We start from the raw sequence: 12,781 nt of genomic DNA, 5'->3' as shown, positions 1-12,781 counted from the left end.
AATCAATTTAGTATGAGTTACGCAGTTGAAAGTTTGGCAAAAAGTAAGATGCTAGGGCAACGAACAATTAGACCGCTGTGTACAGCCTCGATTTATGGAATCGCCTTTATCAAGGATACACTTATTGCGATTGACCAAAGAAAGGGATTTTTACTGGAAATTGACCCGCTCACAGATAACACTAAGGTACTCAACCCTCACCAGGTGCGTGAGTTTACTGGTGTAACCGGCATAGCTATATGGGAAGATTCGCTATGGGTAGCGCGCGATAATAGTATTTATTTATGCAAACTCAACTCGTTGGGTTTAGAGCATTTTGTAACGTTACCTTACCCTGCTGATGGTGTAGCTGTATGGGAGTCAACGGTTTATGTAAGCTGTCAAAAGCTTGGTGGAATCCTTATTTTTGACCGTAATACACGTAAACAAATTACACATTTCTATGCGCCAGGTGTAGGGGTAGAAAATTTAGCCGTATGCGAAGAAACGCTATGGGTTTGCGACCGTACTGAACAAACAGTGTATGCTCTCGACCGTGCGACGGGGGAAATTCAATTTAATGTCCTCACCCCGTTTGATTCTCCCACAGGCATCGCTATTCATAATTCAGACAACGGCAAAGTAAACATCTATGTTGCCTATGCATCAGATGAACCTTACGTGCGCGATAATCCAAACGCCGACCCAAACTATGAGGTGGCGTACCGAGACCGGACTTTTATCCATCCCCTACAATATCACTACGACCCTCAAAAGCGTCTTGCTTTATCGAACGGGTATCGTATCGAAATGTCTTATGCTGAGGAAATAGCTCCCCTTGAAGAAATTTATTTGCCTGATTTAGAATGGCACATCGCTTTACCTAGTGACACCGACCGTCAAAAAGTCGTTAGTGTTGAACCTATTGGACTACCTTTTCGCGAAGAAATTATTGAAGGACAGCGAGTTGCAGTCTTTAAATTTGATGCTCTCACCCCAGGTGAACGTCATGTTTTGGGTTGGAAAGCTATTGTGGAGGTGCGTGGAATTAAATACCGCATTACCCCGCGCGATGTCGAAAATATTCCCGAACTACCCGAAGAATTCAAAACGCGCTATCTCGTAGATAATGATGACTTATCGATGGATAAGGGTATAGTTATCCGCGCGGCACAAGATGCTGTTGGTACTGAGACAAATATTTTACGGAAAATGTATAACATCCGTAATTATGTGTACGACCAACTTTCATACGGTATTAAACCTTATATTGACCCACCTGATGTTGTCTTAGAACGCGGTGTTGGTTCGTGTGGTGAGTATGTTGGGGTTTTGTTGGCACTATGTCGTTTAAACGGAATAGCTTGCCGTACAGTTGGACGCTATAAATGTCCTCCGTTTGCAGAACACCAAAACGTTCCCTTACAACCAGACTTTAATCATGTTTGGTTAGAATTTTACATTCCTGGTTTTGGTTGGTTGCCAATGGAGTCCAACCCTGATGATTTAGGTTATTACAGCGCTCACCCAACACGCTTTTTCATGGGTTTGTGCTGGTATCATATCGAAATCGGCAAAGGTATCCCATTTGAAAGTTTAGTTAGTAAGGGCGCGCGGCTTACAAAAGAAGACATCTCAATTGGTGAGCTAGCGATTAATCATATTCGCTTTACAATTCTTGATGAACTGGTGCCTATAGAGTAATGAGTGATGAGTGCTGAGTGCTGAGTGCTGAGTGCTGAGTAGAGATGTAAGAAAATTGCATCTCTACAATTATTTTTACAAATAATTCATGGTTTGATAGCAAAGCTTTATTCCAGCTTGATGAATTTGAGTATATCCATAGATTAACTTATAAGTTATTAAACGCTAAATTTTATATAACTTATACGGCAACAGAAAGATGATTAAGTAAAAACTCTTTAATCATAATCAAGTAATAATATCAATAGTTAGTAAATACTCTGAGTAAAGGAAATTCAGTAAATATATTTAAATTATATGAATATTGTTTCTTATAATAGCGGTAATTGACATTGGCTAAAAGCCAAAAAGTAGATATAAAAATATAAATACGAAATCTTACTTCATACCTACTATTAAACACTCGGTAGAGACGCGATTAATCGCGTCTCTACGCACTCAGCACTATATATAAGCGGTGAAAGCAAGTGAACAATTTGATAAACCCTTACTATACAAACCTTCTTCCCGAAGAGCATAAGATATATCAACATTTGCTTTATTTCGTACAAGTTGAAGCTCCGAGTCAAATGCTTGTACGGTTTCGAGCTATTTTTATCAATGGTTTTGATTATCCAGAATCAGAAATTTTACTGGCTTTAGATGAAATTACCGCATCTGAACGCGCTGAACAAGAATTTAAGTTTTTTCTTAACCGCTGCTGCCATATTTTGATTAACCGTTGGCACATGCAACCACAAATACATAGTTTTATTCCCGAATTAATAGCTTTATTTCAATCTCCACCTTCCCGACACAGAATTATTAGTATTCGCGAAAAAGCTGTTCGGCGCCTACATCAGTTGGTAAGAAATTTTACGCAAAGTGACCAATATGTAACTTTGCGTCGCTTAACACAGGTAATGTCGCAACCAACATCACAGCGAAACATTCATCAACCGTTATCAACATTAATGCGACGCTATCCATATTTATACGAGCATTGTTTGTTAACAGAAGATTCTACGGTTGAACATCAGTGGACTGTTAATAAAATTAAAACGGAAGTACAAAAAAGTTTTGAGCTTGATTTATCACGCTATGTTACTTGGAAAGTTCGTGCAACTACTGAAAAGCAGATTGATAACGCAAGCAGTCCCTGTAGACTAGCCAGTAGACTCATTTTACCAGTTAATAATCCAACTTTGTTAAGCGAAGCAAATTTAAATGCTGCTCTCAAACAATTTATTGGCAAAGTCGAAGGTGATTACACTTATCATGAATTGGCACGCAGCTTTTTAAGCTATACTCAAACATCTCGTTTCGGCGCCTTCAAAGATGACTTATATGAATACTTAATTTCTGGAATTGACGAAGAATATGGTAAATTACAATTCAATCAGCGTTTATACAAGCAATTGCAAAATACTCTGGTTGATGCATCCGACCAAAAACTCAATGAATTCTTATTAGTACGTACTTGTAGTCAGTTACTAAATTTTTTAGTCGTTGAGAGTGCAAGAATACCACATCATTTTACCTTTATCGATTTAATCGCTAACCAAGGTACACTAATTACTACCGGATTGCTATTAAAGATTGTTTTGATTTGCCGTAAAGTTAAGCCTTATCTCACGAAGAGACTTGCAATTTTGTTTAATCATTATGAGTCGTCAACGATGAGCAGTATTATTTGGTTAGTTGAAACGCTCGAACAGTTAAATATTGCCTATAGTATTCACTTTGGACAAGTAGACTTGTCTTATTTCAAATAGAAACCGGGTTTCTTATTTTTCACTTTTAAAGGTAGAAAATTGGCAAATAGAATTAAATGGGCAAAAACGACAATGATAACCTGGATTTGGCGGAAATATAATATTAAAAAATTGTGATTTTTGTTGATATCTGTATATGTCTTGCTGGTGCTTTTTTGCAATATTTGCCATTTCTTGCTCAATTTCATCCAATTCCGAGTCAGAAATTACAATCAACTCTGATTTTTTACCAATTTCTAAATTATAAAACGATGCGATTGCTCGATACTCTGGATATAAATATCTTGCTGCAACTAAATATACTAAAGCTTGCCGACGGTCAAATGGAGATTTTCCCGTTTTAAAATCAAGAATATGTAAAGTGCGTAAACGTGATGTTGCTTGAGGTTGAACATTTATGTCTCCCTCAATGAAAACACAGTCCATTGTCGCATACAATCGAAAACGGTAATCTTCTTTTTCAACGGCTATTGGTTTTGGAAAACCTTCATCTCCGCGCGTTAACTGAATTATTTGCTTATTCCGTAGTAAAGGTACACTATGATAGTTCTTTAAGATTTGCAGCACTCGTTGTTTAACTTCTATTGGTGTATGGTCTAATTTCAGTAGCTGTGCCACTTTTTCTACACCGTCATCTCGGTTTAGAAGATGCGGGTTGTTATGAAACTCATACACTCCTTTCTGGGCTAACAAACCTATACGCTGTGATGCGGTTGCGTTCTTTAGTAATACTTTTACTTGTGGTTCATGTTGACGTGCTTTAATAAACCCTCGTCGCATTTGACAGTGCAAACGTTGTTGTCCTGCTGCTGGAACAACTAATGACCAAAGATGGTAACTTATAAATGGTCGATCACTGGTTGACATTGTTCGAGTCTGGTAGAACAAAATAAAAGTTAAATACGAAATCAGGTTAAGAATCAAACAGTACGTATAAGTACAATTAGACACCAACTTGATAAAAGTAAAGTTACGGCGCCTCAGTTATGACGGATGATTGTTTTTGTATGGTGTTATTTGGTTCTAGTTACTTTTAGTTAAGATTGGTGTTTTCAACAGCTACCTAGATAAAGCCTATACTTAAGCCAAATTAATTTTGGTTATTTGCTATACTCAAGCCTAATTAAGCCCAACCTACGTGTTTGTGTCACAGCAGCACTCTGCTTACTATTGTGGCAAATGTTAAAGCTGTCTTGTATACCAATTTTGTAGTATTTAATTGGTTCTATATCAACTGAAGTATGTCGTAAAGCTGGTTATGTGTAGACCTATAGCTTCCACCGTCGTAATGTCAACCGTTAACAAAACGCTAAGAAACTAAACAAAATGAAAACTATTGCTAACCTAGTAATATCTCTACTGATAGGGTTTTGGGTAATCGCAATTGCAATTATCTCTGTCCAAAATGCCGAACCTGTTTCTTTAAGATTTCTGTCTTATCAAACAATTCAAATACCTTTTGGCTTGGTTTTAGCTTTTAGTGCTGGTGTAGGGGTTATTGGGATGGCACTATTGCAACCGCTTTGGGGTCTTACTGGTTCTGGTCGTGGTGGTTCGGGTTCTGATGATGACCCAGAGTTTTTTACTGACGAGGATTATTTGTAGCATAGGCGTCCTCGCCTAGGCATTGTATGTACTTATTTTTACCATAAGTACACGTAGCTAACAAAGAAGAGAATATTCGTGTGTTAGTGAGTAGAAAGATTGGCAACGGATTATAAACGGATGTAACGGATAGTTAATATCAAGTGAGTAGATTTTGCTTGTAACTAATAAATTATCCGCGTTTATATCCGTTGCAAACCTAAACTTAATTGTTTGTATTGCACAGGCGAGACGCCTATGCTACGACGTGATGCATCAAATTATCGCTGTAAGCTGCGGGGATCGAGAGCATCGCGCAAACCGTCTCCAAGTAAGTTAAACGCGAGTACTGTCAAAATAACTAACGCTGCGGGTGGTGCAATTAACCAAGGTTGTAACACCAAGATTGAAGCATTTGTAGCTAGCGATAGCATGTTACCCCAAGATGCGTCTGGTTGCTGAATACCCAAACCAATCAAGCTTAATACCGATTCTGCTTCGATAAAACCTGGAATTGATAGTGTGGCAGCAATTATTATATAAGTTGCTGTTTGAGGTAAAATATGCCGCAAAATAATGTATAAAGGTTTACCCCCCATTGCCCGCGCGGCTTGTACAAATTCGCGTTCTTTAATTGATAATACCTGTCCACGAATTACGCGCGCTAAACCAGCCCAGCGTATGAATGAGGTAATTACAATGATAAGCAGGAAGCGTTCTGTGCTGCTTAGTCCGGGTGGCAGTACTGCGGCAAGAGCAATTAACAAGTAAATACTAGGAATTGTCATTAGTACTTCGACTACTCGCATAATTACGCTATCTGTCCAACCAGCGAAGTAACCAGAAATACCACCAACTATCATACCTAGCGGGAAGGAAATCGCAACCCCAACAATACCGATAAATAAGCTGATGCGACCACCGTGTAAAAGACGGCTAAACTGATCACGACCTTGGTCATCTGTTCCCAAGATGTTAATCTTTGCACCGTCTGCACCAAATAAGTGCAAGTTGACCGATATACCTGGCAAAATATCGACTTCTTCCCATTTTGGCGGTAATGGAAGAGCTACCTGAAATAGTCTATATTCAGGGCCATTTGTGAATAGTCGAATCGGCGAAGGTTTTGTATCGTCTACAATGATTTCGCGCTTGCCTGTATTTATATCGGTTTTTCCCTGCGTCGTTGGGTAAACGTGGGGTCCAATGAATTTCCCATCGCGCGTATTATAGTGAATCGTAGTCGGTGGAAGCAGTGAACCGTTCGCTTGTGGTTCATTCGGTCTGTAAGGAGCAAAAAAATCCGCTCCGATTACTAACACGTAGAAAATTATCAATAGTATTGCCCCAAACCTTGCCAAAGGGTTTTTCTTTAAACGTTGCCACCAATTCATAGTTGATTAACTGTAAGTTGTAAATTGTCAAGACCTATTAGTTATAACTTAATAGTTAATCGTCAATGTTGAGAGGCAAAATGTCAATCTTTACAAAGTGCTGAGTTTTTTACTCCTAAGTCCTAAATCATAAGGTGGAATGGTGCTATTTCACGCATTTTGAGGCGCCAATAAATTGGGTAGGGTGCTTTCAAGCTATTACTATCAAGCAATGTAACGCCAAATACAGTGCTTTCACGCACCATAAACATCGTTAAGTAAGTGCCATTCAATCATAAGGTGCGTGACGCTACTAGTTCTTTTGTTTGATTCCGCGATTGTTATTGCGTCACACACCCTACTTTTAACTAACTAAGTATAACTTTTCTTCGATTTGGCGCTCGTGTTCGATGACAAAGACGTTGGAATACAGATTTGCGATAATTTGTTTGCCTTGCTGCGTTAGAGACAAGTAACGTAAACCGTCTTGAATATAAGGATATACACCGTTCCAGTAAAACTTGGCGTAGTTTTTCCTTAAGTCCGCAGGTGTTTTGTATCCTAATACCTTATTCATTCCTGTTTCTTCAAACTCGTAAAACAAGGAAGTAATTTTATTCAGGTAACGAGGGTCGCTCAATTGTCCGATTAAATCAGCTGCACGTACTAACCCTGCAAAGCACTGGGTTCCTTGACTGTCTTCTTTTGCGGGTACGGGGAAGCGAGTTAACTCAATGTTGCTTTTGATTACTTCTGAATCAATAAGCTTATGACCACCGAACCGTTCATCGATAAATAGCTTCGCGCGGTCTACGTGATATGGAGTCAGACTAGCATCGGAGGCGCCTGGTGGCAAAGGAATCATTTTTCCTTCTTTGCCTGTTGAGTACAACCCCTCAGTTTCTTTGTCTTGACGGCATACTCCCTTGACATAACCAATATCATGACATAATAACGAAATGATACAGTGCAGCCAATCTTCGCTAGAAACACCTCCTTCACGAATATGCTTACCGCGAAGAATTTCTTGCCCGACTAAAGTTACCAAGATTGAATGTTCAACGTTGTGATAGAGTGCATCGCTGTTGGCGATATTCTCTAAAGCCATATTGCCAGCCCACGCGATAATATCCTGATAATCTGTTTTTAGGCAGCCGTAAGTGCGTCTATATCCGTCGCGAATTTGCTTCACGAATGCGTCGATTAAAATTTCCGTGGTATTAAACATACTTGTACGAATTGTAGATAACTATGTATTAATCAATTTTTACAAATCTCTTCATTAAGGCATGGCTTAGTGATAGGGTTATACAAATTCTTCCCAAATTTTGCCCGTAGCTACCATAAGCATCGATAATAATGAAAGACTAACTGCACGAAGCAGAAAATTCTTCCCGCCCTGATCACAGGATATGCTATGCCTTTAGGTAGATGCAAAGTTTTATGATTTGTGAGCCATACTGGGTGTTGGTAGCTTGAGTCTTATAAGTTTTTCATATCCGTTTGTGTGATTGCGGTGATTCAAATAAGCAACGGACGTGATATCCAAGCATTGATTTTAGCGATGGTGTGGAGTGACGGACTATACAGGTAGAAGCCAAATTTGTATACCATTGTTAAGATATAGTAATAGTTTGGAAACTTTCTTAAGCAAAACTGCGTGAATCAAGGCTTGGCAAATTACTGGAGGTAATAATTGTGGGGGAAGAAAGTTTTTCCGAACTGGAAGAAAAACCAGTGTTGGTTGACGAGCAAAGTTGGGAAGAGGAGCCAAAACCGAAACGAGGCTGGTTAACTCCGCTGATGCTTGGTTTAGGAATGGGGATTATTATTGCCCTAGGTGGAATACGATTATTTAGTCATAGTTCAGGTGTGCCTAGTCAGGTCAAGCAAGTAGCAGCATCAAAAAGTGCGGCGCCAAGCATGACTGTTACTGTTGCACAAGCAGAAACAACCCGCATATCTCGCACGCTACCAGTGACAGGAAGTATTGCCGCGCGGAACTTAACTCCAGTATTGCCACAAAGTAACGGTTTACAAGTAAAACAGCTATTAGTAGATATTGGCGACTATGTAAAAGCTGGACAAGTGATGGCAGTACTTGACAATTCAGTATTGCAAGACCAGATTCGTCAGGCAAGAGCAGATGTTGAATCAAAGCAAGCTGATGTTTCCTCGAAACAGGCTGATGTAATATCTAAGCAAGCCGCAGTCGAAGCAGCAACTGCAGCAGTACAATCAGCGCAAGCAGTAGTTCAACAGCGTCAAGCAGACATGAAGACGGCACAAGCAAGACTTGTTGATGCACAACGTAATTATGAGCGCAACCGAGACCTATCACAAGCAGGCGCCATCAGTCGTCAAACGTTGGATACTGCCGAAACAAACTTAACGACCGCGCGTGAAGCAGTGCGTCAAGCGCAAGCAAATATTCGTAGTGCCCAGGCAAACGTTAATACTGCACAGGCAAACGTAGGTAGCGCAACTGCAGCTGTTCGCATTGCTGAAGCGGGTACTTCAAGCGCGCAAGCAAGTGTAAAAAGTAATAATGCAAGATTAGAGCAAATCAAAACGCAATTAGGGCAAACAGTAGTACGTGCGCCTGTTTCGGGATATGTAGCAGAAAAGTTAGTACGTATAGGTGATGTAACAGGAGTTGCGCCTCAAAGTCAAGTAGGTACAGTAGTTGGTGGTTCGCAAAAGTTATTTTCTATAGTTCAAGACGGCAAATTAGAATTACAAGCGCAAGTTCCAGAGGTTGAATTACCTCAAGTTAGAATTGGCGCAGGAGTGGAGGTGACTTCTAATAGTAATAACCAAGTTCGCTTGACTGGAACAGTTCGAGAAATTGAGCCTGTAGTGAACCAGCAGCGACGTGAAGCAACCGTAAGAATAGACTTATCACAGACAAACTTACTCAAACCTGGAATGTTCGCGAGTGGCGCCATTACAACATCAACTACCGTTGGAGTTTCAGTACCGCAGAAAGCAGTTCAACCACAAGCTGACGGTAGCGCAATAGTATTCATGCTAATGGGTGAAGACAAAGTGAAAGCCCAAAAAGTACAAGTGGGAGAAATACTCAATAACAATCGTATTGAAATTAAAAGCGGCTTACAGCTTGGCGACAAAGTAGTCATTGATGGCGCCGGATATATCAAAGATGGTGACACAGTTAGAGTCGCCAGTAATTTAACTCCTAACTCATAAGACCCATAAGACTCATAAGACTCATAAGGTGCGTGACACCACCTGATGATTGCTTCGTTTAAGAATTGTTGTAGTGTCACACACCCTACCTCTTAAATTACATGTCATTTAACATTTCAGGTTGGTCGATTAAAAAACCAGTTCCGACCATAATTTTATTTATAATCCTAACTTTAATCGGTTGGTATTCGTTCAATACTTTGGGGATAGATATCAACCCGAATATTGATGTGCCAACTGTATCTGTAACGGTTACACAACCAGGTGCAGGGCCTGCCGAACTGGAGTCACAGGTCACTAAAAAAATAGAAGACGCGGTTGCTTCTTTGGGTAATATCGACGAATTGCGCTCGACTGTCACTGATGGGTCGAGTGTGACTACAATTAATTTTGTTTTGGGCACTAATACTGACCGCGCGACAAATGATGTTCGTAACGCGGTTGCTCAAATACGGCAAAACTTACCCCAAGATGTTAATGACCCAATTGTCAAAAGGTTAGAATTCTCCGGTGGTCCAATTATGACTTACGCGGTGACTTCAGAATCTCGTTCGGTCGAAGATTTGAGTAACTTAGTAGACCAAACAATTAGCCGTTCGCTTTTGGGCGTTCGTGGAGTCGCACAAATAAACCGGGTTGGAGGAGTTGATAGAGAAATACGTGTAAACCTTGACCCCGAAAGATTACAGTCTTTAAATATCACTGCTACTCAAGTAAATGACCAAATCCGCACGTTTAATATTAACTTACCTGGAGGACGTGCTGAAGTTGGCGGTAGTGAACAAAGTATTCGCACCCTTGGTAGTGCTGAAAGTGTTTCGGTACTACAAAAATATGAAATTGTCTTGCCTGAAGGAGGGAGTGTCCCTTTATCTTCTTTAGGAACTGTATCCGATAGTTTTGGTGATGTTCGTCAAGCAGCGAAATTAAATAACAAACCTGTTGTAGCGTTCGAGGTGCTACGAAGTACGGGCAGTGTGATGGTGACAGTGGAAGAAGGGGTAAAAGCGGCAGTTATAGATTTGCAAAAAACGTTACCCAAAGATGTCAAGCTTGAATTAATCTTTACGCGCGCAACTTTTGTTAGGCAGTCTTACCAAAGTACTATTGACGAATTAATCCAAGCGTCAGTACTGGCGATAATAGTTATTTTATTATTCATTCGCGATTGGCGGGCAACGTTAATTACTGCCGTAGCTTTGCCTTTATCAATGATACCTACCTTCGCAGTACAGCAAGCGCTGGGTTACACCCTCAATAACATGACGTTATTGGGACTTGCGCTAGCAGTAGGTAACTTAGTTGATGACGCGGTGGTAGAAATCGAAAATATGGAACGGCACATGTCGATGGGTAAAACACCAATGCAAGCGGCCTTCGACTCTTCCGATGAAGTTGGACTTGCGGTTATTGCATCGAGTGCCACAATTATTGCCGTATTCCTTCCCGTTGCTTTTATGGGTGGAGTTCCTGGTCAATTCTTCCAACCTTTTGGTGTGACTGTTGCCGTTTCGACTATCTTTTCCACCTTAGTCGCGCGCATGGTTACTCCAATGATGGGCGCCTATTTACTTAAAGATAAACATAAGGGTAGTGAAGATAGAGATGCGATTCGTGTCTCGAATATAAATCGTATTAACAGGCGCCGTTTTCAACCTTATGCGTCACTATTAAAATGGTCACTGCGTCATCGCGTCATCACAATTGGCGTTGCGGTTGGTTTTTTTATTGCGAGCTTGATGTTAATACCACTTATTCCCAAAGGATTAGTGGATGGTGGAGATATTGGTATTTCTACGGTAAATATTGAGCTTCCACCTGGTTCGACATTAAAAGATGTTGAAAGAGCGAGCGCAACAGCGACTAATATTATTCGCCAAAATCCTTTGGTTGAAAGTGTTCTTTCAACTGAACAGATAAATAGTGCAACACTAACAGTTAGATTAAAACCTAGAGAAGAACGTAAAATTTCTCAAACTGAATACGAAAATCAAACACGTCCAGCACTTCTACAAGTACCTGGCGCCCGTGTTAGTTTTGCTTCAGCAGGTGCTGTTGGTGGGCGTAAAGACTTGACGATATTAATGCAAAGTGAAAATCCTCAAGCATTAAATACCGCTGCTAGTACTTTAGAATCACAAATGCGTTCAATACCTGGCGTTGTAGAGATATCATCTTCGGCTTCTTTAGTTAAACCCGAAATACTCGTTATCCCAAACCCACAGCGTGCGGCAGATTTAGGAGTAACAGTACAATCTATCGCGCGGACAGCATCATTAGCAACAATCGGTGATAATGATGCCAACCTCGCAAAATTCAATCTACCCGACCGTCAAATTCCGATACGTGTACAAATTGATCCATTAGCCAGGACAGATATTAACACTTTTAGAAACCTGCGTGTACCATCTCAAAATGGGGGAACAGTACCACTACTTTCTGTTGCTGATATTCGTTTTGGCAGTGGACCTTCAACAATTAACCGTTTTGACCGTTTGCGTCAAGTCTCGGTAGAAGCTAACCTAACAGGAATTTCATTAGGTGATGCTTTGGATAAAGTTTCCCAGCTACCAGCGCTAAAAAATTTACCACCTGAAGTTAGACAGCGTAGTTCAGGTGACGCTAAAATCATGCAGGATATTTTTAGCCGCTTTGGTCTAGCTGTATTGTTAGCAGTTACGTGTATATACGCAATCTTGGTGTTACTATACAACAACTTCCTGCATCCTATCACCATCATGGCAGCGTTACCCTTTTGTTTGGGAGGCGCCTTAGTTGGGTTATTGATATCGCAAAAAGCATTAGGGATATACGCGCTAATTGGAATAGTATTGCTGCTAGGTATCGTGACTAAAAACTCAATCTTGCTTGTTGACTACACAATTATCAACATGTCCGAAGGAAAATCACAGCGTGCAGCACTAATCGAAGCGGGTGTATCGCGGTTACGTCCTATCATGATGACATCTTTAGCAAGTATCGCAGGCACCATTCCACTGGCATTAGGAATAGGAGCAGGTGCCGAAGTTCGTCAACCGATGGGAGTGGCAATATTAGGTGGTTTTACAACGTCAACATTGCTAACACTATTAGTTGTACCAGTACTGTTTAGTTATATTGATGGCTTCCAGACTTGGATTTTAAACTTTGCTAAATACGGTTTTCGTAGAAGGCGCC

The 12,781-nt window shown here is 40.5% G+C and carries 8 protein-coding genes; 5 read left to right on the top strand and 3 right to left on the bottom strand.

Annotated features, from left to right (window positions below; genetic code table 11):
• The first annotated feature begins 12 nt into the window (after nucleotides 1-12).
• Complete coding sequence (locus AC2JBO_RS16510) at nucleotides 13-1,683, top strand: transglutaminase domain-containing protein (RefSeq protein WP_496954742.1); 1,671 nt, start codon at nucleotides 13-15, stop codon at nucleotides 1,681-1,683.
• 467 nt (nucleotides 1,684-2,150) lie between these two features.
• Nucleotides 2,151-3,437 carry a Sll1247 family protein gene (locus tag AC2JBO_RS16505; RefSeq protein ID WP_496954741.1) on the top strand — a complete coding sequence of 429 codons (1,287 nt, stop codon included), beginning with the start codon at nucleotides 2,151-2,153 and terminating at the stop codon, nucleotides 3,435-3,437.
• Between the two features lie 12 nt (nucleotides 3,438-3,449).
• Here the strand turns inward: AC2JBO_RS16505 and AC2JBO_RS16500 are convergent, their stop codons facing one another.
• Nucleotides 3,450-4,304, bottom strand: a complete 855-nt coding sequence (locus AC2JBO_RS16500; protein ID WP_496954740.1) for a PD-(D/E)XK nuclease family protein — start codon at nucleotides 4,302-4,304, stop codon at nucleotides 3,450-3,452.
• Between the two features lie 459 nt (nucleotides 4,305-4,763).
• On the opposite strand from AC2JBO_RS16500, the gene AC2JBO_RS16495 reads away from it, so the two are divergent.
• Complete coding sequence (locus AC2JBO_RS16495) at nucleotides 4,764-5,042, top strand: lipopolysaccharide assembly protein LapA domain-containing protein (RefSeq protein WP_496954739.1); 279 nt, start codon at nucleotides 4,764-4,766, stop codon at nucleotides 5,040-5,042.
• Nucleotides 5,043-5,302: 260 nt separating this feature from the next.
• On the opposite strand, the gene AC2JBO_RS16490 is transcribed toward AC2JBO_RS16495, so the two are convergent.
• Nucleotides 5,303-6,415 (bottom strand): ABC transporter permease, encoded by a 1,113-nt coding sequence (locus AC2JBO_RS16490; protein ID WP_496954738.1) that lies wholly within the window; start codon nucleotides 6,413-6,415, stop codon nucleotides 5,303-5,305.
• 343 nt (nucleotides 6,416-6,758) lie between these two features.
• A complete protein-coding gene (locus AC2JBO_RS16485; RefSeq protein ID WP_496954737.1) occupies nucleotides 6,759-7,622 on the bottom strand; it encodes an Npun_R2479 family HD domain-containing metalloprotein in 864 nt (287 codons plus the stop codon).
• A 470-nt stretch (nucleotides 7,623-8,092) separates the two neighbouring features.
• Between AC2JBO_RS16485 and AC2JBO_RS16480 the strand changes: the two genes are divergently transcribed.
• Both AC2JBO_RS16480 and AC2JBO_RS16475 read left to right on the top strand, forming a co-directional pair.
• Nucleotides 8,093-9,604, top strand: a complete 1,512-nt coding sequence (locus AC2JBO_RS16480; RefSeq protein ID WP_496954736.1) for an efflux RND transporter periplasmic adaptor subunit — start codon at nucleotides 8,093-8,095, stop codon at nucleotides 9,602-9,604.
• 101 nt (nucleotides 9,605-9,705) lie between these two features.
• On the top strand, nucleotides 9,706-12,781 hold a 3,076-nt coding region (locus AC2JBO_RS16475), incomplete at its 3' end, for an efflux RND transporter permease subunit (protein ID WP_496954735.1).

The organism is Calothrix sp. CBUCES-K 9914, from assembly GCF_059640475.1.
This window is presented reverse-complemented; position numbering and strand designations above follow the sequence as displayed.